Below are 24,466 nucleotides of genomic sequence, written 5' to 3' on the forward strand. Positions count from 1 at the left end.
GAGGCAACGCCGAGGCAAGGCTTGGGCTGCGCCTCCTGAACAACAATAGGGAAACAAGGAGCACGCCATGGGTATCGGCACCATTCTTCTCATTATTCTGATCCTGCTGCTCGTCGGCGCGCTCCCGGCGTGGCCGTATAGCTCGGGCTGGGGCTATTGGCCCAGCGGCGGGCTGGGTCTCATCGTTCTCATCGTGGTCCTGCTGGTGGTATTGGGCCGAATATAAGGAGTGCTTGTCATGCCCGCGAAATCGAAGGCACAGCAAATGGCCGCAGGCGCGGCGCTCTCCGCCAAGCGTGGAGACAAGAAGGCTGGCGCGCTGAAGGGCGCGTCCAAGTCGATGTACAAGTCCATGAGCGAAAAGGAGCTGGACAAGATGGCCAGCACCAAGCAAAAGGGCAAGCCGATGCACAAATCCAAGCGCTGACACCTTCCTGCTTCGTGGCGCCTCGTGCCCCTGACGGATCGCATCCGCAGGGGCACGAGGCTTTTCAGGGGCCTATTTCTTGCGCGGCACGCAGGGGCCGGTCCAGCCCGGGAGCTTGCGCGCCTTGCTGGTGCGCGCCAGCGGAATAGCGAGAGTCATCGCGCGCGCGAAGCCGGCGATGCTGTGCATGTCTTCCTCCACATGGCTGCGGAAGAAGCCCGCCCAGCTGAAGTCGCCGTAGGCATTGCCTGGTTTCGCGTAGGCGCCGGCGTTGCGCGTGAAGGCGGCCAGGCTGCGGTAGGGGTCGTCGCGCATCCCCATCACCGTGGCGGGGAGCGCATCGATGTCGAGGTGCTTGCCGTGTTCGTCCACTGGATGCACATGCCCAAGCGCGCGCATCTTCTTCCAGAACGCGCTGAGGGAAAGATTGCTGAGATCGGCGTCGATGCTGACCGGCGCCGTCCGCCAGCCGAGTTCCAGCCACGCGCGCGCCCAATGGTGATGATCGGCGATGTACAGTGCCCCGCCCGGCCCGGCGATGGTCCGGATGCGGTGGTCGCGCAAGAACTTGCGCATCGCGGCCGGCTCACGCGGCTGGGCGCTGACGTCCATCTTCTCGTGGACCTGATAAAAGCCCAGCGTCAATTGCGTGGGGCGCAGGGTGTCGAGATCCGCCGTTTCGGTCTTGGCCATGGATGGCACCCGAGCTAGCTGTGGCTCGACACCTGCCGGTCCACGTAATGCTCCAGCTCGCTGCCGGGGTCTTCGTTACCCGTGCTGTCCACGGCGACGGCCTCCTCGGCTACCGGCGCGGCGTGCGCAGGCCGCGCGTCGCCATTGGACTGGCTGGACTGGCTGGACTGGCTGGACTGGCTGGACTGGCTGGAATAGCGGGACGCGGCGGGCGCGGGCCAGCACTCGCCTTCCGGGGTATCCACCAGCTTGGGCTGCCGCTTCGGGTCGAAGTCGGCCCACTGCCCGCCTTCCCACGTGCCGCTGGCCCGCTCGATGTCGCAGGCGCCGCCTTCACGCAGCACGTCCGCCACTTCCTCGCGGCGGTCGCCCTTGGCGCGGGCGGCCAGCAGCACGCCCGGCGGGCGCGCGCCGCCCGGATTGACGGACATGATCGACACATTCCAAACCGAGAACCCGCGCGCGTACAGCTTCTGGGCGATGTCCTCGGCTTCGGGGATGGAGGCGAACCGGCCGGCTACGATGGATGACATGATGTGCTCCCTTGCGATGCGTCGCGATTAATCGAATCGATGCGGGCGTGGTCAACCGTTGACCACTTCGCCGCCATTGATGTGCAGGATCTGGCCGGTGATATAGCTCGCGGCGTCCGACGCCAGGAAAACATAGCCGGCCGCCACCTCGAACGGTTGGCCGGGCCGCCCCATCGGCGTCTTCTTGCCGAACGCGGCCACTTCTTCCTCGGTGAATGTGGACGGAATCAGCGGCGTCCAGATCGGCCCCGGGGCCACGCCGTTGACGCGGATGCCACGCTTGACGATCTGGAGCGCCAGCGAACGCGTGAACGACACGATGGCCCCCTTCGTCGCCGAATAGTCGAGCAGATGCCCGCTGCCGCGGTAGGCGGTCACTGATGTCGTGTTCAGGATCGACGCACCTTTCTGCAGGTGCCGCAGCGCGGCGCGCGTGACGTGGAACATCGCGAAGACGTTGGTGCGGAAGGTGGCTTCCAGCTGGCTGATGTCGATGTCATCCAGCGAATCCTGCGGATGCTGCTCGGCAGCGTTGTTGACCAGGATGTCGAGCCGGCCGAACCGCCTGACGGTCTGGGCCACCACCTCATCCGCGTGACTGACATCGGACAGATCCCCGGCGATGACCAGGGCCCGGCGGCCCGCCTGCTCGATCAGGCTGGCGGTTTCCTTCGCGTCGCCGTGTTCGTCCAGATAGGCGATCGCCACGTCAGCGCCTTCGCGCGCGTAGGCCACGGCGATGGCACGGCCGATGCCGCTGTCGCCGCCCGTCACCAGTGCGACCTTGCCTTCGAGGCGCCCGCTGCCCACGTAATCATCGGCGCCGCTGTCCGGGCGCGGTTCCATCTCGCTTTCCAGACCCGGCTGGCGCTGCTGATGCTGGGGCGGTACCTGTTTCGGTGTAGCCATGACAATACCTTTGGGGAAGGGTCGAATTGGGATGTCAGGCAAGGTCAGCGCAAATTCCATGCCGCGCGCCGTGGCGCGCCCGCTATGGAAGGTTAGACGCCGGTAGCCTTCACGGCGCGTAACGGTTACAACGTGTGGCAAGGATTGCACCCGGCGCCCGGCGCGACGGGCATCGCGCACATCGCGCCGGCACGGGCGCGCGCGGCATGGAACTTGCGGCTGGGCGAACACCGAACCGCAAGGAGCGCGACATGTTCAATTTCCGAGGAGACCGCGGTACCAGCCGCATGGGCCGCGCCACGCCCGAGCCGGCCAGCCCGACGCATGAGGACTGGGGACAGGAATGGGGCGAAGACTGGCGCGGCGATCCAACCTCCCCCAACTGGCGCGAGCAGGCCGAGCGCGACCGCGCACAACGCGGCGGCCAGCCATCCTATGGCGGCGCCGGCTACTACGGCGACAGCCGTAGCGGCGGGCAGTCGTACAACAGCGCCCAACGCGTGTATCCGGGCGATCCCGGCTATCGCGAACATCCCACGCGGCCGCAAACACTCTCCGGCACCGGGGTGGGCAGCCGCCGTCCAGTGGGCCCCAAGAACTATAAACGGCCCGACGCGCGCGTGCTGGGCGATGTGTGCGACCGCCTGGCCCACCACCCCGACGTGGATGTGTCCGATGTGACCGTCGATGTCGACAAGGGCCTGGTCAAGCTCGGCGGCACGGTGGCAGACCGGCGCCAGAAATACATCGTCGAGGAAATCGCCGATGCCGTGTACGGCGTGAAGGACGTGGAGAACCAGATTCGCGTGCGCCGGCCGGGCGAGGCCGCCGATTCCGCCCAGCGTGACAGCATTGGTAGCTGGGCTGCCGGCGACGAAGCCACCCCCTCCCCCGAACGCACGCTCAACAAGAGCTGAGACCCCCATGGCAAAGCCTCTACGCGAAGGCGCAAAGCTGATGGTGCCGATGGATCATCTGCGGCCCACGCAGATCACCATCGGCGCCTACCACGTCGCACAGAAGATACATGTCACGCGGCGCCTGTCACATGCCGACCTGCCCCCGTTTCTCGACAAGCACCGCGTCCACGTGGTGCTCGGCCCGGAGCACACGCTGTACGTGGTGGATCACCATCACTGGGTTCGTGCCTGGCATGAGATGGGCATGGAGATGGTGCCGGCACACGTGCGGGAAGACCTGAGCCATCTGTCGCAGCGCAAGTTCTGGGCATACATGGTGGATAACCACATGGTCCACCCGTACGACGAGCAGGGCCGGCGCCAGCCCATCAAGGCGCTGCCGCCGGACATCCATGCCATGCGCGACGATCCCTACCGCAGCCTGGAGGCGTTCGTGCAGCTTTCCGGGGGGTATCGCAAGGTCAAGGCAGCCTACCCGGATTTCCGCTGGGCCGACTTCTTCCGCAGGCACATCGAAGGGCCATTCGACACCCATCACGGCTTTGCCGCCGCGCTGGCCCGCGCGGTACAGCTCGCGCTAAGCACCAAGGCGCGCGGGCTGCCCGGCTATATCGGGCCGTGCCGCAAGCGGACGGCCGGGTCAAAGGCGGCCAGCAAGAAGAAGGCTTAGTCAGACACCCCTTCAGGCGCCGCGGTCCAGCGGCGCGTCGGGGCGCGGCGAATAGGGGCGCGGGGATTTCGCGGGCTGCGGGGCATCGGGCCGGTCGGGGGCATCGCCCCGGCGCGCCAGGTCGCGCGCCTGCGTCAGCACGCAGCACAGCAGGTAATAGGCACGCTTGAATTCGTTGGCGGCTTCGCGCGTACAGCCATTGGCGGCCTGCCGGAAGCCCGCGTCGAGCCGGGCCTCGATGCCCTGCTCCCATTCCGACTCCGTGAACAGATGGCGCGCACGGTTGCGCCAGAGCGCCATCGTCGACATCCGCCGGCTGGCCAGCGTGGAGGCTTCCCAGCGCCCCTCGCCGTTGCCGAGGTCCAGGCGCATCTCGCACAGCGCCTGCATCAGCACGCGCGTCTGCCTGAGATCGCGCGCGCGTAGCGGCCGAACCGTACCACCGCGCCCCTTGCGGGCAACCGTGGCCAGTCGCGGCATCGGCACTTCGTGATGGTTGTTGAGGGCTGCAACTGCGGACTCCACTTGCGGGAAGTCGTGCTGCACCGTTTCGTGCTGGCTGCCGTCGATACTCAGGCAACGGATGACTGCGTTTTCCACCTTGGCCTCTTGCTAGACTCGCTACGCTGTTGTTATTCATCGGTAGGCGTAGCAATGCAATTGCCGTGCCGGACAACACCGCCTGGCTCATGCTGCTTTGCGAGGCGTCGCCGCCGGCGCACAGGTGCGCTCCAGCAGCGCCAGCAGGCGCGCTTCGTCCGCACGCAGGCGCACGCCGGCACGCGGTGCCGGCAAGCCCTGCAAGGTGTCATCCATGAAAGCTGCGAGCACATCCGGGTGTACGTAGCATTTTCGACAGACGGCCATGGTGTTGCGCAGCCGCTGTGCCACTTCGCGGATGACCTCGGTCACGGCCTTCTTGCGCGCGGTCTCGCTGTCCGCCGTGGTCTTGCGCAGCAGCGCCAGCGCATGGACGCTGCCGGCCCAGGTGCGGAAATCCTTGGCCGTGAAGTCGCCGCCGGTCACCTCCTGCAGGTAGGCGTTGACGTCGACCGAACCGATCTCGCGGATCTCGCCCTCCCCGTCCTTGTACTTGAACAGCCGCTGCCCCGGCAGCTCCGTGCAGGTGCGGACGATGCGGGCCAGCCGCGCATCGTTGACGGACACATCGTGGGTCACACCACTCTTGCCCGTGAACTGGAAGCGCAGGCGGCTGCCGCGCACGGCCACGTGGCGCCGGTGCAGCGTGGTCAGCCCATAGGTGCGATTCTGCCGCGCGTAGCGCGGCGTGCCGACGCGCACGAGGGTGGCGTCCAGCAATGTGACCACGGCAGCGAGGATCTTCTCGCGCGGCATGCCATTGCGCGCCAGGTCACGGGCCAGCCGCGCACGCAGACGCGGCAGCGCATGCCCAAAGGCCATCAGGCGGGTGTACTTGTTGGTGTCGCGCAGCGCAGCCCAGTCCGGGTGATAGAGGTATTGCTTGCGGCCGCGCGCATCCCGGCCCGTGGCCTGGAGATGCCCGGCGGGATCGGCGCAGATCCATACCGACTCATAGGCCGGCGGAATCGCCAGCGTCTGGATGCGCGCGAGCGTGGCCTTGTCCTCGATCCGCTTGCCCCTGGCATCGACGTAGTAGAAGCCCGTGCCCGCGCGGCGCCGCGTGATCCCCGCTTCACCGTCATCGGCATGGCGCAACCCCACGGCGCGCAACGCCGCGTCGACCGGTTGCTCGGCAGTCTCTGCGGGGGAAGGGGTGACGGACGCGGGGCTCATGTGGCTCCGCCAACGCACAAGGCATGCCAGCCGATAGCCGCCTCAGATGCAGCAACTTACACGGCCATTGCAAAAATTTCCGGCGCGTCTGGCAGGAACCACACGGCCTGCAATCGCTACAAAGCGATCTTCGCGGGGCGCCCCGGGGCTACTTGCGGGTCGATAGCGCCGACGCCGCAATCACCTGCGGATCATTCTCGTCATCGGCATCGCCAGCCGCCACGGCGGTCTCGTTGTCGTCCTCGTCGGGCGCCAGGCCGGCATCGGCCCGCGGCGGGGGTGGCTTTTGCCGCGCTACCGTGAATTCGGGGGATGGGGTCGACGTCGTCTTGACGGTAGAGGGTGCACTTGGCCGGGGCGGCGCCACCGCCGGGCCGGTACGCGCTTCGGTCACCATCTCGCGCAGCCATCCCACCAGCAGCTTGCCGTAGGCGCGCTGGTGGTCTTCCGTCGAGAGGCCGTGGTCGGCGCCTTTCAGAATCCGGTAGGTGATCGACCAGGCCTCGCAGCAGGCGTCCACGTAGCTGAGTACCGCCGCGTGGGGCACGATGTTGTCATGCTGGGATTCCACCACCAGCACATCGCCCTTGAAGTTGGTGCAGGCGCGCAGCGCCCGGTTGGTATCGGGGGCCACCACCTTGCGCCGGTAGGCCACCAGATCCTGGTCATGGTGCAGCTGCCGCTTGGGCGACTCCCATCCGCTATCCATGTAGAGCGCCGGGGCGCGCAGGGCCAGCCAGCGCACCGGGCGCAGTTCGCAGAGCACCGCGGCCAGGTAGCCGCCGTAACTGCTGCCCACCACGGCGATGGCGTTGCGGTCTACCTCGGGGTGCCGCACCAGCACGTCATAGGCAGCCAGCACATCGGCCAGGTTGCGCATGCGGCTGACGGTTTCGTATTGCGCGGCGGTACCGGCGTGACCGGTCAGGTCGAATGTCATGCAGACGCAGCCCAGGCCGGCCACCTCGCGCGCGCGCGCCAGGTATTGCTGCTGGCTGCCGCCCCACCCGTGCACGAACAGCACGCCGGGGAGCTTGGTGGCCGGCGTGATCAGCGTGCCGGCGATGGTTCCGCCATCGGTATGGATCTGTAACGATTCCTCATGTGTGGCCATCAGAACTGGACTCCAGAATTGCATACTTCGTCAACGGGCCGACGTTGCGGTCTTCTCCCTGGTAATAGACGTCCGCGCCGGGCGGCACGGGTACGTCGGTGCCATAGATCTCGCGCGTGCTGGCCGTGGCCCGCACGCATTGGGGGTCGGCCTGGAACGCCGCCAACGCGGCCAGTTCGGCCCCGGTGGCGCCGCCCACGCGCCAGGACTGTTCGAGCACACCCAGCCGCCGCTGGCCGTTGTCGGTGCCCATCGCCACGTCGTAGTTGCAGCGGGAGACCATCGTGCCCGGATAGCACGCCACAGCTGCGGCGTGATAGGCCAGCGCGGCCTGCACGGCTTCGCGCAGGTGCGCCTCGATCGGATGCGCGCACAGGTCTTCCAGCGAGCCCCGCACCACGCGCAACGTCGAGCCGCCGTAGACCATCTCGCCGGCATGGTTGCGGGTGAGGCCCTGGGTGCCGCAATAGCTCGCGCGCAGCGCGCCCACTTCCACTTGCCCGACGCTGAAGGTAGTCACGTCCTCGAGGTTGCGTTCCAGCACCAGCCCTTCGCGCTCGATCTGCCGGGCGTCCAGCGCCGCCAGCGCGGCGTCGAGTTCGGCGGCGTCCGCCACCACCTGCTGGCCGAGTCCGCCGATGCCGCACGGCTCCTTCACGCGAACCTTGCCCCCGCCCAGCATGGCCTGCCCGGCCCGCCGCGCATCCTCCACCGAGAACGCGGTGTAGCCCGGCAAGACGTACGGCGCGATGCGCGCGCCGAAGTCTTGGCTCCAGCCCTCCGGCGCCCTGCCATCGGGCGCGACCAGCCCGTGGGAAATCGCCTTCGTGCCAACGAAATCGTGCGGCACCACGCCACCGAGCAGGTCGTGCAGGCTGGCGATGCCGAGCTGGTGCGCGCTGTCGATGCCGGTCAGCGTGTCGGCGGGCACGAAATAGAGGCGGTCCGTCGCGGCGCGGTGGGTCACGGCGTCGTAGCTGCCCGCGTAGCGGAAGCCAGCCAGTGCCGCCACGCGCTCTGCGATGTTCCGCAGCGTTGTGCCCGGATGGCTCGCCGGGTCGTCGCAATCCGCGCGCCCATAGACCACCACGCGCACCTCGCGTGGCTGGGCCAGCGGCGCCGGCTCGGTGGACGCCGTCGAAACTGCAGGATTCGGAGTTGCCGGGGTGGCCAAAATGGTCTCCTCAGGGATCAGACGTGCCAGGAATGTGGAGCCAGATCCATGCCAGCTAGGTGGCGGGCTCGGCATCGGCGTGGGCGGCACCCGATTCACGTGCAGCGTGCCGCGCGCGCCGTTTCGCGGCGTGGTTCTCGTTGGCGTCGTCCAGGGAGTGGCTGCACTTCACTCCGCCCTCCCGGTCCGCCAACTCGGCCAGATGGCGATAGAACAGCACCAGCTGGCGCAACTCGTCCTCGTCGAGTTCCTCGATCGAGATCAGATGGTTGCTCGCCGGCTTGCTCGACGCCAGCAACTCGTTCAGCTTCAGGTGCACCGCCATCGAGTCCTTGTTCTGACTCTGCTGGATCAGGAACACCATCAGGAAGGTGATGATCGTGGTGCCGGTGTTGATCACGAGCTGCCAGGTCTCCGAGTAGCCGAAGATGGGGCCGGTCAAGGCCCAGATTCCCACCACCAGCACGGCCAGCACGAAGGCCGCTGGAGAGCCCGCATGGCGCGTAGCGGCGCCGGCGAAGTGATCGAACAGATGCATGATCCGGTGCTGCTTCATGAAAGGCTCCTGCGCAAACCCATGACTGTCTACATTGTAGAGAGCGGACCGTGGCCTGATCAGGCGGCGGTGTCCTACAAGGCTGTCAGCGCGTTGTGACGCGTCGTTTTTACAAGACAGCGCCAGCTCGGGCGGCGCCTCCGATGCGGCGCAGCAGGCATGCCGATTGCGTCGCACGGCCATGCAGGACTCTTGTTACCCAGTGAAAGGAAGCGCCATGCAGACGGAAACCCAGGACACCGCCCGGACCAGTCCAGACGAAGACGACGAATTGCTGCGCGAACGCGTGGGCACGTGCATCGCCGAAGCGTGCGGCGGGGACATGCCCGATGGCGTGGCCGTGCACGTGGTGGACCGGCGCGTCACGCTCACGGGCCGCGTGGAGGACATCGACCTGTCGCAACGGCTCGAGAAGGCCGCCGCCACGCCGCCGGGCATTCTCGGTGTGTCGAACCAGCTCAGCACGCGGGTACCGCCGCCCCCGGAGCCGGCCGGACAGCCTGCCGCCAGCGGCATGCGCGCCGATCCATCGAGCAAACCCTCGGGGCAGGTCAACCACAAGGTCTGAGCCGGTCTGAGCCGGTCTGAGCCGGTCTGAGCTCCACCTCCGCCCAACGAAAAACCGGCGCCCTCGGGCGCCGGCTTTGTTTGATTGGGCCTCAAGCCCACGGATCGTACCGATCCTTCTCCCAGTACGGCGAAATGCCGTAGTACTCGTGGATCGTGGTGGCCCACTGCGAGTTCGCCATGGTCGGCCAGTGCTCCTTGTCGAAACCCGGCGCGGCCTTGATGCGTTCGCGCTCCACGCCCAGCACGAAGCACTTGCGCCGCGTGTCCAGCGTCAACGCCGACCACGGCAGGGCGTGCAGTTTCTCGCCAATGCCGAGGAAGCCGCCCATCGCCAGCACCGCATAGGCGATGCGGCCGCCCAGCACGTCGAGCATGATGTGGTCGATGGTGCCGATTTCCTCGCCCGAAGGATCCACCACCTTGTTGCCCTCGAGCGTATCGGACGCCATCACGAACGGTCCCGGGCCGGCACTGTGCTGCTCCGCCCCGCCGATGATGGCTGCGCCCTTCGCTCCGGGCCCGCCGGGCGGCATGCCGGGCGGTTCTGGCGTGTTGTCTATGCGATGCATGGCTGCTCCTCTTGTGAAGGGGTGAAAGGCATGGTGATAAAAAAACCGCGCGGTGCCTACGCCTACGCCTACTACTGGTGCCGCGCGCGAGCTGAATCTTCCCCGACCAACGGACCCGCCGGCACCGGCGGCGCCAACGGATCGAAATCTTCCCAGCGGCCATCGCGCCACTGGCCTTCGGCACGCTCGACATCTTCCGCGCCGCCCTGCCGCAATTCGTTGGCCACCAGCGCCGTGTTATCGGGCGAGACGTGCGCGGCCAGCAGCACGCCGGCATGCCGCATGCGGACCTCGCCGGTGCGCGGATCGCGCTTGCCGGCGCTCGTCATCGACAGCGCGCCCATCAGCGACCCGCCATAGGCGCCCACGCCCGTGGCAATCGCCAGCGTCAGCACGATCACCCAGGGCTGCGGCGGCGTGGCGAACCACGCGCGCACGGCGGCGGCCAGGCAGATCCCCACGGCCGCGCCCAGCGCCGCGCCAATCATCAGACCCCGCCCGGCGCCCTTGCCAGACTGCCGGGCGGCTGGATCCACCGCCTGGTCGCCCCCGATCGGGTACGTGGCATGCTGGCCGGCCGGGTTCACATAGAACAGGCTGAGGTCCTGCTCGCTCACCCCCTTGGCCCGCAAGCGGGCGGCGGCGGTCTCTGCGTGGTCAAACGTATCGAATCGTCCTGCGATGATCGTAGACATACGGATGCTCCGTTCAAAGCGTTGATGCGGTACAGATGTGCCAGGGCGCACGAAGAATCACAGGCGGCCACCCGAAGGCAGGGGCCGCCTGTGTTCAGGCTACTTCTTGCCGGACTTGGCCGTGCTCTTGTCCTTGCGGGCGGATTGGGCAGATTGGGCGGATTTGACGGACTTGCCGGCCTTGCCTGACTTGCCCGCCTTGTCGCTGGCGCCCTTCCGTTCAGCGGCAGCCTTGCCGCTGGCCACCTGATGCTCGCTACCCTTCTTCAGGGTCCAGTCCACGTCATCACGCTTGGTGGTGGTCTTTTTCTCGGCATGCAACGCCGCGCTCGGCGAAATCGGGTCGCTGGCCGGGAAGGTCATGTCGAGCGAATCGTCCACGGCGGCCTGATAGGTCTTCTTTTTGGGCTTGTCCTTCTCGTGCTTGCCATCCGCCTTCTCGGCGCCGGTGATGGCAGGCGCTGCAGGATGATTGGCAGCCGTGGGGAAGGGGTTCTGCGATCCCTTGGAAGCGTGGGCTTTCTGCATGGCATCTCTCCTGTTGGGTATCGAGTTCGGGTCCCCTCATGGCGGGGCTCCACGGATAACCATGCAAACGCTGGGCCAGCGGGTGGGTCACCTGACGGGGCTGCGGCCAGCGCGCGCCAGGCGTCATTCCCGCCGCTTTTTCAGGTGACGGAAAGGGGGCGGATGGGTGCAGATTGTGCTGGATGCGGTAAAAAATGCCGGAATGCGGCAGAGCGGCGGAGGGTCAGACGGCCGGCCGGCGCGGAATGCGCACGGCGATGCAGACGCTGACGTTGTCGGCGTCGCAGTTATCGTTCTCGGCAGTCAGCTGGGCGCCCTGCAGTTCCACCATGCGCCGCGTGAGCAGCAGCGCCGTGCTCTGCCGGGGCGAGTGGGCACCGGCTTCGGCCACGCTGCGCCCGAAGAAGTCGGTCAGCACCGCCAACCGGGAGGCCCCGCGCGAGCGGTCCAGCGGCGGGCTCTCGGAGATGCGGAATTTCACGTAGTCGGCCTCGGCCACCAGGTGCACGCGCACCGATCCGCCGGCAGGCGCGCGCCAGATGCAATGGATCAGCAGGTGGCGCAGCAGCGGCGCCAGACGCAGCCCATCGCCCTGCACGCAGAAGTCCGCCCCGCCCGGGCTCTGGCATTCGAGCGAGGCCAGGATCACGCCGCGCGCTTCGGCCGCCGCGCGCTTGTCCGCCATGGCTTCCTCAGCGGCCACGCGCAGGTCCGTGGTTTCCCATTCCGGCTTGCGCTCGTCGGCCAGCAGGCGCACGGCCTCCTCCATCTCCTCGATCAGCGCCAGCTGCTGCTGCATGCCGGAACGGATGCCGTCGAGCGCGCGCTGCGCCGGGGCTGCCGGGGTGTCGATGGAGCGGTCCAGCACGTAGCCCCAGCTCTGGATCGCGTTGAGTGACGAGCGCAAATCATGGGACGCCTGCTCGATCAGCGCGGCCACCTCGGCGATGCTGCGCACGGCCGGGAACGCGAGGTCCCCGGCGGCGCCGTCGTGCGAGGGTTGTGGAGTGGGGCTGGGTGCGTCGGCCATGGCCATCTTCAGGTCAGCTCAGTCAGAGCGTGTCAATCAAAAGGAATCCGCCAAAGCGGTCTTCATGCAAGAACCATGCACCGGCAAGCCCGGCGCCGCGGATTTCCTGTCACGCACCCTGCCTGCGCCCGCCCTCACGAGGCGGCGGGCGGGCCGGAGTCGCCGTTGCGCGATGCGCGCAGCCATTCGGGCAGCTCGCCCTTGGCGGCATAGTCTTCCAGCCGGTTATACAAAGTCTTCAAACTGATGCCCAGAATCTCCGCCGCATGCTTCTTTACGCCCGAGCACTGCTCCAGCGTGGCGAAAATCAACTGGCGGTCCGCCTCGGCCAGGGACATGCCCACCGGCACCGACACAACGGCCGTGCCGGCCGAGGGCGCCGCCGCCACTTGCAGCGGAATCTGTACCTCGGTAATCACATCCTGGTCGGCCATGATGTAGGCGCGCTGCACGAAGTTGCGCAGTTCGCGCACATTGCCGGGCCAGGCGTGCATGCGCAGGCTCTCCAGCACACTCGCCGAAAAGCGCCGCTGGGTGCCCTGCTCGCCGTTCAGCTGTTCCAGCATGGTGTTGGCGATCTGCACCACGTCGTCGCCGCGCGCGCGCAGCGGCGGCAACTCGATCGGAAACACGTTCAGCCGGTGGTACAGGTCGGCGCGCAGCTTGCCCTCGGCCACGGCTTCCTCGGGGTTGCGGTTGGTGGCGGCCAGCACGCGCACATCGGCGTGCTGCTCGCGGTTGGTGCCCACGCGCATGAAGGTGCCGGTCTCGAGCACGCGCAGCAGCTTGACCTGCAACTCCAGCGGCATCTCGGTAATTTCGTCGAGAAACAGCGTGCCGCCGTCGGCCCGTTCGAAATAGCCCTTGTGCTGGCGATCGGCGCCGGTGAAGCTGCCGCGCTCGTGGCCGAACATCTCGGTCTCGATCAGCGTGGGCGAGATCGCGCCGCAGTTCACGGCCAGGAACGGCTGGCGCCGGCGCGCGGACAGCTCGTGCACGGTCTGCGCCGCCAGTTCCTTGCCCGTGCCGCTCTCGCCAATCAGCAGCACGGTGGCCTCGGTCGGGCCAACCTTGCTCAGTTGGTCGTAGACCGCCTGCATGGCTTCAGAACTGCCCAGCAGCCGGCCGAAGCGCCCGTAGCGGCGCAACTCGCCGCGCAGCGAATGGATTTCCGCCTTCAGCTCGCCGGTGGTGGCGATACGCTTGAGGACGGTCTGGAGCCGCGTGACGTTGATCGGCTTGACGAGGTAGTCGGTGGCGCCCAGGCGCAGCGCCTCCACGGCGCTCTCCACACTGGCGTAGCCGGTGGTCAGGATGACTTCCACGCCGGACGAACCCACTTCCTCGAACAGCTCCATGCCGCTGCCATCGGGCAGGCGCAGGTCCGCCAGCACCGCATCGGGCATGCGCCAGCCAATCTGGAGGCGCGCCTCGCGCAGGTTGCCGGCGGTGGCGGAGGAAAACCCCTCGATCGCGACAATTTCTGCCAGCGCCGCGCAGGCGTTTTCGTCGTCGTCTACGATCAGGATGTGTGGCATAGGCTGCGCTGGGGTCCGTTGGCGCGGGATTCCTGTCGGAAATCGGTCCGGAGTCTGATTCTCATGGGCCCGTTGGCCTTTCGATTCGGTGGATGCGGAGTTGTGCGGCGCTGCCGCGACGACAAACCGCCTGGCAAAGGTTTCGCAAAGGTCTGGCTAAGGTTGGCAAAGGTCTCGCCGTGCAACGGGCGGCACAGGCCGCAAGATAGGCTGAAGTCTAGCCACAGCCTCTTGGCCGATATGCCGGTGTCCGTCTGACACAGGTGTCGGACCTTTCCGCGACGGGGCCTTGGGCGGTAGCCACCCGTAACGCGACCAGTTAGCATTAAAGCATCAATGACCAATCCGATGCCGTCGGCCCCCTTCCCCCAATTTCCTGGGATGGCGGGCGCAGGCGGCCACACTGCCACCCGTGTCAACCACCGCGACGCTTCCTTCCGCACGTTCCTCGGCGCCCCCGCCGCGCGCGCCGGGCCGCCGTGCCGCGCCCGGGCAGGTTTCCCTGCTCTGGGAGAGTACCGCGCCAGCCATGCAGCGGCTGATCACCCAGCTCAACCGGGTGGCGGCCACGGACGTCACCATGCTGGCGGTGGGCGAGAGCGGCAGCGGCAAGGAAGTGGTGGCGCGGGCCGTGCATGAGCGCAGCAGCCGCGCCGGCGGCCCGTTCGTGGCGGTGAACTGCGGCGCCATCGCCCCCACGCTGATCGAATCCGAGCTGTTCGGGCACGAAAAGGGCGGCTTCACGGGCGCGCTGGAGCAGAAGGCCGGCTACTTCGAGCAGGCTCAGGGCGGTACGCTGTTCCTCGACGAAGTCACCGAAATGCCGGTGGAAATGCAGATCAAGCTGCTGCGCGTGCTGGAAAGCCGCAACTTCCACCGCGTGGGCGGCGACACCCTGCTGGTGAGCGACGTCCGCATCCTGGCCGCCACCAACCGCGACCCCATGGAGGCCGTGCGCGATGGCCAGTTGCGCGAGGACCTGCTGTACCGGCTGGCGGTCTTCCCGCTCCATATTCCGCCGCTGCGCGAACGTACCGAAGACATCGTCCCGCTGGCGCGCCACTTCCTGGCCGAATTCAACGCCATGGAGCAGACCGAAAAGGCCTTTTCGGCGAGCACGCTGGAACGGCTGGTGCGCTATGACTGGCCCGGCAATGTGCGCGAACTGAAGAATTCCGTTTATCGCGCCTATATTCTGGCCGATAAACTCGTGGAAATCGGCAATCCCAATCTCGCCAACCAGCCGATGCGGCCCACTACCGTCGATGGCGTGGTCAGCGTGCGGGTGGGAACGACCCTGGCCGATACCCAGCGGGAGATTATCCTGGCCACGCTGGCGCGCTTCGACGGCGACAAGCGGCAGGCCGCCAAGGCGCTAGGCATCAGCCTGAAGACGCTTTACAACCGGCTGGATGTATATCGGGCCGGATAATGACCCGCCACCCCCACTGAAAATCGTCCCTGCCCTATGGCGGGGTTTTTTTTGCCTGCTGCCCGCAGGTTATCTGGCCGATTTTCCGGCGCTATTCCACGGCATTTATCGATCCATTCGATTTCACGCAGGCCGTATTCCTTACTTTACATCCGCCCGTCACCGTGTATTTCTTACATATGCGGTCCGGACGCGCGGCCGGACGCATCGGTCCCCTGCCCTTGCTGCACCGCAGTTCCCGGCCCGCGCGCCCCCCGACCCCGCCGCGTTGGCACACCCTTCGCGTGCCCGGTCAGAATCGGCGCGCAGCAGGCGCCACGGCCAAGGACCTGTCACGTGCGAATCTGCCAACTGAACCTGACCGATTCCCGAAAGGTGGACCCGGAAGCGCTTGCGCGCACCGCCACACTCGGTTTCGACCATGTATTGCTGGCCGGCTGGGCCATCCCGCATATCCGCCCCGACCTCCTGGCATCGACCTTTGCGGCGTGCCGGTCACATGGGCTGCTTCCCCTGCTCGATCTCTCCCTGGACCGCTTTCCCGCTGAGGCGGCGGCCATGCACGATGGCTGGGTGGACCATGCCCGCCCCGCCGGCAGCCCGGACGCCACGGACAGCCATCTGCCCGGCGTGCGTCTGCGCTGGTACGACGAGGGGCTCGCCCCCGCCCTGGTGGCATGGTGGAGCGCCCAGATCCGTGAAGCGATCGATGCCGGCGCTGCCGGCTTCTGCTGCCGCGCGCCATCGCGCGTGCCGGGCCGGCATTGGGCGGAGATCATCGAGACCGCCGGGCGGGGCAGCAGCAAGAACGGCGGCGACGATCCCGTGTTCCTCGCCTTCACCCCCGGCACCCATCCGCAACAGCTGGCCGACCTGGCCCTCGCCCCGTTCAACGGCGCGTTCTGCTCGCTCCCGTGGTGGGACTACCGCAGCGCGTGGCTGACCGAGGAGATGGCGCGCCTGCGCTCCTTCGGCCGCGTGCTGGCCGCACCCGCGCTGGCGCCCGATGGCACTGACGTGCTGGCCGCCCGCCGCGCGCTGTGGACCGCCGCCGCCATCGGCGACGGGCTGATGGTGCCAGCCGGCTTCGAGACCGGTGCCCAAGGGAGCGCCCCCGAAGCGCAGTCCGATGGCCATCCCGACGACATCGTCGATGCCCCCTACGACCTCACCCACGAGCTGATGCAGTGCAACGCCTGGCTGGCCGCGCGCGATCCTGCGCCGGCCGTCACGGTCAGGCAGGTCAGCGGCCCGGACGCCCCCCTGACCGTGCTGGCCCGCCTGCCGCGCCATCTTGCCAATGGTGCCAATGGCGCCAATGGCGCCACCGGCCCCGCCGCGCTGACCGTGGTGCTGAACCCCAGCCCGATCGAGCCGGCCTCGTTCGGCGCGGACCGCGTGCTGAGCGCGCTGCCGCAGGCCGCTGCCACGCTGCGATCCGCCGATGGCGGCCCCGGCGGCACGCTGGACGCCGCCAACCAGCTCGACCCCAGCGCGACCATCACCCTGGCGCCGGCCGATATCCGCCTGTATGAAGCGCTGCCGGTCAGCGCGCAGGCCAAGACGCGCCGCAATGGCGGCGGCAATCACCGCAAGGCCATCGACCGCGAGCTGGCCACCGCCATGCAGGCGCCGCGCGTGGCCATCGAGAACCTGGCCCCCACAGCCGACCACGGCCGCTTTGCCGTGCGCCGCACGGTGGGCGAGCGCGTGGAGGTCACCGCCGATATCTGGATGGACGGCCACGACAAGCTCGCCGCCGCCGTGCTGTGGCGCGCGCCGGGCGAGCAGGTCTGGCATGCCTCGCCGATGGAGCCCGTCATCAACGACCGCTGGCGCGGCAGTTTTCCGATCGTGGCGCTGGGCCGCCACGAGTTCACTGTCGAAGCATGGCGCGATACCTTCGCCAGCTGGCTCGACGAGATCGGCAAGAAACGCAAGGCCGGCGTGGACGTGACGCTGGAGATCGAGGAAGGCGCCCGGCTGGTGGCCGCCACACTGGACACCCCCGAAGGCAGCGCCATCCCCGATGCCGGCGCGCTGCTGGCAGAACTGAAAGCCGCCGCCGGCGACGACGCCCTGCGGCTAGAGATCCTGCTCTCCCCGCGCACCGGAAGCGCCATGCACGCCGCGATGGACACGCCCGCCGGGCGCCCGTTCATCAGCCGCTATCCCACGGTGATGCCGGTGGAAGCAGACCGCCTCGCCGCCCGCTTCGCCAGCTGGTACGAGCTGTTCCCGCGCTCGGAGAGTGGCGACGAGAACCGCCACGGCACCTTCGACGACGTGATCCGCCGGCTGCCGGCCATCCGTGCGATGGGCTTCGACGTGCTCTATTTCCCGCCGATCCACCCCATCGGCCAGGCCCACCGCAAGGGCCGCAACAACAGCCTCAAGGCCGAGCCGGGCGACGTGGGCAGCCCTTACGCCATCGGCAGCGCCGAAGGCGGCCACGATGCCCTGCACCCGCAGCTCGGCACGTTCGAAGACTTCCAGCGGCTGCGCCGCGCCGCCGCCGACCACGGCCTGGAGCTGGCCCTCGACTTCGCCATCCAGTGCTCGCCGGACCACCCGTGGCTGCGCGAGCATCCCGAGTGGTTCTCGCACCGCCCGGACGGCACGCTGCGCTACGCCGAGAACCCGCCCAAGAAGTACGAGGACATCGTCAACGTCGATTTCTACGCGCCCCCGCCCGCCGGCGAGCATCTCTGGCAGGCGCTGCGCGACGTGGTGATGTTCTGGGCCGACCAGGGCGTGCGCATCTTCCGGGTGGACAACCCGCACACCAAGCCGCTGCCGTTCTGGGAGTGGATGATTGCCGACGTGCGCGCCAAGCATCCGGACACGCTGTTCCTGGCCGAGGCCTTCACGCGGCCCAAGATGATGGCGCGGCTGGCCAAGCTCGGCTTTTCCCAGTCGTACACCTACTTCACCTGGCGCAACACCAAGGCCGAGCTGACCGAGTACATGACCGAGCTGACGCAGACCCCGCTGCGCGAGTTCTACCGCCCGCACTTCTTCGTCAACACGCCGGATATCAACCCGTACTTCCTGCACGACGGCGGCCGCCCGGCATTCCTGATCCGCGCGGCGCTGGCGGCGCTGCTCTCAGGGCTCTGGGGCATGTACAACGGCTTCGAGGTCTGCGAGGGCGCGCCGCTGGTGCTGAACGGCGTGGAGCGCGAGGAATACCTCGACTCCGAGAAGTACCAGATCCGCGTGCGCGACTGGAACCAGCCCGGCAACATCGTGGCCGAGATCTCGCGGCTGAACCAGATCCGCGCCAGCCATCCGGCCCTGCAGGACCACCTTGGCGTGCGCTTCTACCACGCCAGCGACGACGCGGTGCTGTACTTCGCGCGCTACGTGCCGGCCGGACCCGGTGGCCCTGCAGGAGGACCCGGCAGCGGCCCCACCTTCGGCAACGACGTGCTGCTGGTGGCCATCAGCCTGGACCCGCGCGCGCCGCGCGAATCCGCGATCGAACTGCCGCTGTGGGAGTGGGGCCTGCCCGACCACGGCACCCTGCAGGCCGAGGAACTGATGTCCGGCCGCCGCTTCACCTGGACCGGCAAGGCCCAGCGCATCCGCTTGAATCCGCATGAACTGCCGTTCGCGCTGTGGCACGTCCGGCCCCAACCACAAACCGGAGAAACGGCATGAAGCGCGCATCCGACCGCGTCAGCGCCGCCCTGCTCAACGCCGACCCGCTCTGGTACAAGGACGCGGTCATCTATCAACTGCACATTAAGTCGTTCTATGACGCCAATGGCGATGGCGTCGGCGACTTCGCGGGGCTGCTGGCCAAGCTGGACTATCTGGTCAACCTCGGCGTGGACACGATCTGGCTGCTGCCGTTCTATCCCTCGCCGCGCCGCGACGACGGCTATGACATTGCCGACTACCGCAACGTGCACCCGGACTACGGCACGCTGACCGAGGCCCGCCGCTTCGTCGCGGCGGCCCATGCGCGCGGGCTGCGCGTGATCACCGAGCTGGTGATCAACCACACCTCCGACCAGCACCCGTGGTTCCAGCGCGCGCGCAAGGCCAAGCCCGGCTCGGCGGCCCGCAACTACTATGTGTGGTCCGACAACGACCAGTCCTACGCCGGCACGCGCATCATCTTCTGCGACACGGAAAAGTCGAACTGGAGCTGGGACGCCGAGGCCGGCGCCTACTTCTGGCACCGCTTCTACTCGCACCAGCCGGACCTGAACTTCGACAACCCGCAGGTGCTCAACGAGGTGCTGAGCGTGATGCGGTTCTGGCTCGACATCGGCATCGACGGCCTGCGGCTGGACGCCGTGCCCTACCTGGTGGAGCGCGAAGGCACCAGCAACGAGAACCTGCCCGAGACGCACGAGGTCATCCGCAAGATCCGCCGCCACCTGGACGAGCACTACACCGGCCGCCTGCTGCTGGCCGAAGCCAATATGTGGCCGGAAGACGCCCAGCAGTACTTCGGCGGCGCCAGCGGCGGCGGCACGGCAGACACCACCGGCGCGGCCAGCCCGGACGGCGGCGTGGTGGGCGACGAATGCCACATGGCCTTCCACTTTCCGCTGATGCCGCGCATGTACATGGCCATCGCCCGGGAAGACCGCTTCCCGATCACCGACATCATGCGGCAGACCCCCGAGGTGCCGCCGAACTGCCAGTGGGCGATCTTCCTGCGCAACCACGACGAACTGACGCTGGAAATGGTCACCAGCAGCGAGCGGGACTACCTGTGGGAGGTCTACGCCTCCGACCGCCGCGCGCGCATCAACCTCGGCATCCGCCGCCGGCTGGCGCCGCTGATGGAACGCGACCGCCGCCGCATCGAGCTGATGAACAGCCTGCTGTTCTCGATGCCCGGCACGCCGGTGATCTACTACGGCGACGAAATCGGCATGGGCGACAACATCCACCTCGGCGACCGCGACGGCGTGCGCACGCCGATGCAGTGGTCGCCGGACCGTAATGGCGGCTTCTCCCACGCGGACCCCGAGCGGCTGGTGCTGCCGCCGCTGCAGGGGCCGCTGTACGGCTATGAAGCGGTCAACGTGGAGGCCCAGAACCGCGACCCGCACTCGCTGCTGAACTGGATGCGCCGCATGCTGGCCCTGCGCCGGCAGCATCACGCCTTCGGGCGCGGCACGCTGCGCTTCCTGTTCCCCGGCAACCGCAAGGTACTGGCCTACCTGCGCGAGTTCGACGGCGAGCACGTGCTGTGCGTGGCCAACCTGTCGCGCGCGCCGCAGGCCGTGGAGCTGGACCTCTCGCAGTTCCAGGGCCGCGTGCCGGTGGAGATGCTCGGTGCCACGCCCTTCCCCGCCATCGGCCAGCTGACCTACCTGCTCACGCTGCCGCCGTATGGCTTTTACTGGTTTGTGTTGAGCGAGGACGCCCAGCCGCCTTCCTGGCACGTGGATGCCCCCGAGCAAATGGCCGATCAAATCACCCTGGTGCTCCAGAACAACGCCGGCCGCTCGGAGCTCACCGAGTCCGCCCGCCGCGCGCTGACCACCGAAGTCCTGCCGATCTACCTCGCGCGCCGGCGCTGGTTCGCCTCGAAGGCGGACCGCATCGAGCGCGTGAGCGTGGCCTATGCGTGGCCGATCGCCCGGGTCGGCAACAACGAGGAGGTGTTCCACTGCGAGGTCGAGGTGACCCTGCCCGGCCGCATCGAGTGCTACCAGCTGCCGGTGGCGCTGCTGTGGGACCGCGAGAACACCGAAGGCATGCCGCAGCTGATGCACGGCCTGTCCATGGCGCGCGTGCGCCGGGGCAGCCGCGTGGGCGTGGCCACCGACGGCTTTGTGGTGGAGGCCTACGCGCGCGCCGTGGTCAAGGCCATGCGCGACGGCACCGAGGCGCCGACCACGCACGGCGTGATCCGCTTCCTGCCCGAGCCGGGGCTGGCCGACGTCACGCTGGAGGACCAGCCCGTGCAATGGATGTCCGCCGAGCAGTCGAACAGCTCGCTGGCCTACGGCAACAACGGCGTGCTCAAGCTGGTGCGCCGCGTGGCGGGTGGCATCCACCCCGAAGCCGAGATGACGCGCTACCTGACCAGCCACGGCTACACGCACTCCGCGCCGCTGCTGGGCGAGGTGGTGCGCACCGGCGCCGACGGCACGCCCCACACGCTGATGCTGTTGCAGGGCTACATCCTCAATCAGGGCGATGGCTGGGACTGGACGCTCGACTACCTGAGCCGCCTGATCGACGACGCCATGCCGTCCGAAGACGCCAATGGCGAATTCGTCGAAGCCATGGCCGGCTATTCGACCATGGTCGGCACGCTGGGCCGCCGCCTGGCCGAGCTGCACGCGGTGCTGGCCCAGCCCACCGACGAGGCCGCCTTCTCGCCCGAACCTGCCACCGAGGCCCAGGCCGAGGAATGGGCCGAGGGCGCGCTGAAATCCCTCAACGAGGCCCTCGACCTGCTCGAGGCGCGCCGCGATAACGCCACCGGCGCCTTCGCCACGGATATCGAAACGCTGCTCGCCGCACGCGGCAAGCTGCCCAAGCTGGTGGCGCGGCTGGCGCAGGCCGCCCCGGGCGGCCTCCAGACCCGCATCCACGGCGATTTCCACTTCGGGCAGGTGCTGATCGCCCAGAGCGACACCTATATCGTCGATTTCGAAGGCGAACCGCGCCAGCCGCTGGCCTTCCGCCGGCGCAAGACCTCGCCGCTGCGCGACGTGGCCGGCCTGCTGCGCTCGCTCGACTACGCGGCGGCCACGGTGGGCACGGACCGCCACGAGCGCACCCACGCCACGCTGCCGCCCGCGCTGGCGGAGCGCCGCGCGGCGCTGCTGGAGCGCTTCCGCAGCGCCGCCAGCCAGGCCTTCTTGCACTGCTACCAGCTGTCGATGCAGGCCGCGCCGCGGCAATGGGCGGAGCCTGGGGAAAGGGGGCAGGCGGGGCAGATGGAGCAGCTGCTCGACCTGTTCCTGCTCGAGCGCGCCGCCTATGAAGTGGGCTACGAAGCCGCCAACCGCGTGGCATGGATCGACCTGCCCACCAGCGGGCTGGCCCGGCTGGTCCGCAAGCTGCTGGGAGCCAACGATGGCACGAACTGATAGCGCCACGATGGAACGGGCCCCGACGCTGCCCGACGCCGTGATCGACGCGCTGCTGCAAGGCCGGCTGGCCGATCCGTTCGGCGTGCTCGGCCCCCACCGGGACGAGCACGGGGTGGTGGTGCGCGCCATCGCCCCCGGCGCCGAATCGGTCTCGCTGGCCGACCGGACGGGCAAGGCCATCGCACCGATGACCGCGCTGCACCCCGGCGGCGTGTTCGCCGGCCGCCTGCCCGGCACGGAGCCGCCAAAGCCGGGCGACTACCGCCTGCTGATCCGCTGGCCGGACGGCAACGAGCAATGCAGCGCCGACCCCTACGCCTTCGGCCTGCTGCTGGGCGATCTGGACCTGCACCTGCTCAACGAAGGCCGCCACCTCGAACTCGGCAACTGCCTCGGCGCGCAATGCCTGACCGTCGATGGCGAAGCCGGCGTGCGCTTCGCGGTGTGGGCGCCCAACGCCCAGCGCGTGTCGGTCATCGCCGACTTCAACGGCTGGAACCCGGTGCGCCACCCCATGCGCCTGCGCCACGGCGCCGGCATCTGGGAGCTGTTCATCCCGGAGGCGCTCGGCGCCCACGGCGGCAGCCGCTACAAGTACGACATCATCGGCGCGCAAGGCCAAGCCCTGCCGGACAAGGCCGACCCGGTGGCGCTGGCCACCGAACCGCCGCCCGCCACGGCGTCCGTGGTGGCCTGTCGCGGCCACGGCGCCCCGCCGTTCCAGTGGAACGATCAGGCGTGGATGGACAAGCGCGCCCGCACCGATCCCTACGCCGCGCCGATGTCCGTCTACGAACTCCACGCGATGTCCTGGCAGCGCGCCGCCAACGACACCGCGCACGGCTGGCAGATCCTGGCCGACCGGCTGGTGCCCTATATCCGCGACCTCGGCTTCACGCATATCGAGCTGCTGCCGATCACCGAGCACCCGTTCGGCGGCTCCTGGGGCTACCAGCCGCTGTCGCTGTTCGCGCCCACCTCGCGGCTCGGCCCGCCGGACCAGTTCGCCGCCTTTGTCGACCGCTGCCATCAGGCCGATATCGGCGTGATCCTCGACTGGGTGCCCGCGCACTTCCCCACCGACCCGCACGGGCTGGCCGAATTCGACGGCACGGCGCTCTACGAGCACCAGGACCCGCGCGAAGGCTTCCATCAGGACTGGAACACGCTGATCTACAACCTCGGCCGCAACGAGGTGCGCGGCTTCCTGCTGGCGGGGGCGGTGCACTGGCTCGAACAATTCCATGCCGATGCGCTGCGCGTGGACGCCGTGGCCTCCATGCTCTACCGCGACTACAGCCGCCAGCCGGGCCAGTGGGTGCCCAACCGCTTCGGCGGGCGCGAGAACCTGGAGGCCGTGGCCTTCCTGCGCGACCTCAACACCATCGTCCACGAACGCTGCCCCGGCGCGCTGACCATCGCCGAGGAATCCACGGCATGGCCCGGCGTGACGGCCAGCGTGGCATCCGGCGGGCTCGGCTTCGACTTCAAGTGGAACATGGGCTGGATGCACGACTCGCTGCGCTACCTGAGCCAGAACCCCATCCACCGCCCCTGGCATCACAACGAGCTGACCTTCGGCCTGGTCTACGCGTGGTCCGAAGCCTTCGTGCTGCCGCTTTCGCACGATGAAGTGGTGCACGGCAAGGGGTCGATGATCGGCAAGGCACCCGGCGACGACTGGCAGCGCTTTGCCAACCTGCGCGCCTACTACGGCTTCATGTGGACGCACCCCGGCAAGAAGCTGCTGTTCATGGGCGGCGAGTTTGCCCAATGGCGCGAGTGGAACCACGACGAGGAACTCGACTGGCCGCTGCTGGACCAGCCGCTGCACCGTGGCGTGCACTCGCTGGTGCGTGACCTGAACCGGCTGTACCGCGAGCTGCCGGCCCTGCACGCACTGGATCACCGGCCCGAGGGCTTCCAGTGGATTGTCGGCGATGACCACCAGAACAGCGTCTTCGCCTACCTGCGCCGCGCCGCGCCAGACAGCCAGGAGGTGGTGCTGGTGGTGGTCAACATGACCCCGGTGCCGCGCGAGGGGTATCGCCTCGGCGTGCCGTTCGCGGGCGACTGGGAGGAATGCCTGAATACCGATGCCGGCTACTACGGCGGCAGCAACCTCGGCAATGGCGGCCGCGTGCAGGCGGCCAACGCGCCGTCGCACGGCCAGCCGGCCTCGGTCACGCTGACCCTGCCGCCGCTGGCGACGCTGGTTCTCCGCTACAAGCCGGATGGGCCACCCGGCTGACCCCT

22 protein-coding genes are annotated in these 24,466 nt (G+C 68.2%); 9 read left to right on the plus strand and 13 right to left on the minus strand.

The features are described 5' to 3' along the window. The first annotated feature begins 67 nt into the window (after positions 1-67). Positions 68-226 (plus strand): DUF3309 family protein, encoded by a 159-nt coding sequence (locus AB4120_RS04375; protein WP_022539625.1) that lies wholly within the window; start codon positions 68-70, stop codon positions 224-226. A gap of 12 nt (positions 227-238) precedes the next feature. Continuing rightward, positions 239-427 (plus strand): DUF3008 family protein, encoded by a 189-nt coding sequence (locus AB4120_RS04380; protein WP_149139011.1) that lies wholly within the window; start codon positions 239-241, stop codon positions 425-427. Between the two features lie 72 nt (positions 428-499). Here AB4120_RS04380 and AB4120_RS04385 read toward each other — a convergent pair whose 3' ends face one another. From AB4120_RS04385 to AB4120_RS04395, 3 genes are read right to left on the minus strand one after another with little or no spacing between them, the layout of a single operon-like run. Continuing rightward, positions 500-1,120 (minus strand): ParB-like protein, encoded by a 621-nt coding sequence (locus tag AB4120_RS04385; RefSeq protein ID WP_149139010.1) that lies wholly within the window; start codon positions 1,118-1,120, stop codon positions 500-502. Positions 1,121-1,134: 14 nt separating this feature from the next. Continuing rightward, complete coding sequence (locus AB4120_RS04390; protein WP_149139009.1) at positions 1,135-1,653, minus strand: hypothetical protein; 519 nt, start codon at positions 1,651-1,653, stop codon at positions 1,135-1,137. A 51-nt stretch (positions 1,654-1,704) separates the two neighbouring features. Next, a complete protein-coding gene (locus AB4120_RS04395; RefSeq protein ID WP_149139008.1) occupies positions 1,705-2,562 on the minus strand; it encodes an SDR family oxidoreductase in 858 nt (285 codons plus the stop codon). A 251-nt stretch (positions 2,563-2,813) separates the two neighbouring features. On the opposite strand from AB4120_RS04395, the gene AB4120_RS04400 reads away from it, so the two are divergent. Beyond that, entirely contained in the window at positions 2,814-3,479 is a 666-nt protein-coding gene (locus tag AB4120_RS04400; RefSeq protein WP_262389782.1) for a BON domain-containing protein, read from the plus strand. 7 nt (positions 3,480-3,486) lie between these two features. After that, a complete protein-coding gene (locus tag AB4120_RS04405) occupies positions 3,487-4,152 on the plus strand; it encodes a ParB-like protein (protein WP_441641884.1) in 666 nt (221 codons plus the stop codon). A gap of 12 nt (positions 4,153-4,164) precedes the next feature. Here AB4120_RS04405 and AB4120_RS04410 read toward each other — a convergent pair whose 3' ends face one another. The 5 genes from AB4120_RS04410 to AB4120_RS04430 form a co-directional block, all read right to left on the minus strand. Beyond that, positions 4,165-4,752 (minus strand): hypothetical protein, encoded by a 588-nt coding sequence (locus AB4120_RS04410; protein ID WP_149139007.1) that lies wholly within the window; start codon positions 4,750-4,752, stop codon positions 4,165-4,167. Positions 4,753-4,839: 87 nt separating this feature from the next. Continuing rightward, complete coding sequence (locus AB4120_RS04415; RefSeq protein WP_149139006.1) at positions 4,840-5,928, minus strand: DNA topoisomerase IB; 1,089 nt, start codon at positions 5,926-5,928, stop codon at positions 4,840-4,842. 148 nt (positions 5,929-6,076) lie between these two features. After that, entirely contained in the window at positions 6,077-7,042 is a 966-nt protein-coding gene (locus tag AB4120_RS04420; RefSeq protein ID WP_149139005.1) for an alpha/beta hydrolase family protein, read from the minus strand. Then, the gene (locus tag AB4120_RS04425; RefSeq protein ID WP_262389780.1) at positions 7,029-8,216 is read right to left on the minus strand and encodes a DUF3182 family protein; all 1,188 of its coding nucleotides are present in this window, start codon (positions 8,214-8,216) and stop codon (positions 7,029-7,031) included. The genes AB4120_RS04420 and AB4120_RS04425 overlap by 14 nt, the downstream gene beginning before the upstream one ends. Positions 8,217-8,271: 55 nt before the next feature. Further along, the gene (locus AB4120_RS04430; RefSeq protein WP_149139004.1) at positions 8,272-8,772 is read right to left on the minus strand and encodes a low affinity iron permease family protein; all 501 of its coding nucleotides are present in this window, start codon (positions 8,770-8,772) and stop codon (positions 8,272-8,274) included. Positions 8,773-8,989: 217 nt separating this feature from the next. Between AB4120_RS04430 and AB4120_RS04435 the strand changes: the two genes are divergently transcribed. Beyond that, positions 8,990-9,340, plus strand: coding sequence for a BON domain-containing protein (locus AB4120_RS04435; RefSeq protein WP_144196865.1), 351 nt, complete (start codon positions 8,990-8,992; stop codon positions 9,338-9,340). Between the two features lie 91 nt (positions 9,341-9,431). Here AB4120_RS04435 and AB4120_RS04440 read toward each other — a convergent pair whose 3' ends face one another. From AB4120_RS04440 to AB4120_RS04460, 5 genes are all read right to left on the minus strand, one after another. Next, positions 9,432-9,875 carry a PRC-barrel domain-containing protein gene (locus AB4120_RS04440; protein ID WP_392388565.1) on the minus strand — a complete coding sequence of 148 codons (444 nt, stop codon included), beginning with the start codon at positions 9,873-9,875 and terminating at the stop codon, positions 9,432-9,434. A 107-nt stretch (positions 9,876-9,982) separates the two neighbouring features. Next, positions 9,983-10,606, minus strand: coding sequence for a hypothetical protein (locus AB4120_RS04445; protein ID WP_149139002.1), 624 nt, complete (start codon positions 10,604-10,606; stop codon positions 9,983-9,985). Positions 10,607-10,705: 99 nt separating this feature from the next. After that, positions 10,706-11,134, minus strand: coding sequence for a hypothetical protein (locus AB4120_RS04450; RefSeq protein ID WP_262389779.1), 429 nt, complete (start codon positions 11,132-11,134; stop codon positions 10,706-10,708). Positions 11,135-11,357: 223 nt separating this feature from the next. Then, positions 11,358-12,164: a sensor histidine kinase gene (locus AB4120_RS04455; protein ID WP_262389778.1), complete on the minus strand. Its 807-nt coding sequence runs from the start codon at positions 12,162-12,164 to the stop codon at positions 11,358-11,360. A gap of 134 nt (positions 12,165-12,298) precedes the next feature. After that, positions 12,299-13,702 carry a sigma-54-dependent transcriptional regulator gene (locus AB4120_RS04460; RefSeq protein ID WP_144196862.1) on the minus strand — a complete coding sequence of 468 codons (1,404 nt, stop codon included), beginning with the start codon at positions 13,700-13,702 and terminating at the stop codon, positions 12,299-12,301. Between the two features lie 412 nt (positions 13,703-14,114). Between AB4120_RS04460 and AB4120_RS04465 the strand changes: the two genes are divergently transcribed. From AB4120_RS04465 to glgB, 4 genes are all read left to right on the plus strand, one after another. Beyond that, positions 14,115-15,134 carry a sigma-54 interaction domain-containing protein gene (locus AB4120_RS04465; protein WP_149139001.1) on the plus strand — a complete coding sequence of 340 codons (1,020 nt, stop codon included), beginning with the start codon at positions 14,115-14,117 and terminating at the stop codon, positions 15,132-15,134. Positions 15,135-15,470: 336 nt separating this feature from the next. Then, positions 15,471-18,797, plus strand: a complete 3,327-nt coding sequence (locus AB4120_RS04470; protein WP_262389777.1) for an alpha-1,4-glucan--maltose-1-phosphate maltosyltransferase — start codon at positions 15,471-15,473, stop codon at positions 18,795-18,797. Beyond that, the gene (treS, locus tag AB4120_RS04475) at positions 18,794-22,207 is read left to right on the plus strand and encodes a maltose alpha-D-glucosyltransferase (RefSeq protein ID WP_149138999.1); all 3,414 of its coding nucleotides are present in this window, start codon (positions 18,794-18,796) and stop codon (positions 22,205-22,207) included. The genes AB4120_RS04470 and treS overlap by 4 nt, the downstream gene beginning before the upstream one ends. After that, positions 22,194-24,461: a 1,4-alpha-glucan branching protein GlgB gene (gene glgB, locus AB4120_RS04480; protein WP_149138998.1), complete on the plus strand. Its 2,268-nt coding sequence runs from the start codon at positions 22,194-22,196 to the stop codon at positions 24,459-24,461. Before treS ends, glgB begins: the two co-directional genes overlap by 14 nt. Positions 24,462-24,466 lie beyond the last annotated feature (5 nt).

Source organism: Cupriavidus sp. 2KB_3 (assembly GCF_052115685.1).
Taxonomy (GTDB): Bacteria; Pseudomonadota; Gammaproteobacteria; order Burkholderiales; family Burkholderiaceae; genus Cupriavidus; species Cupriavidus campinensis.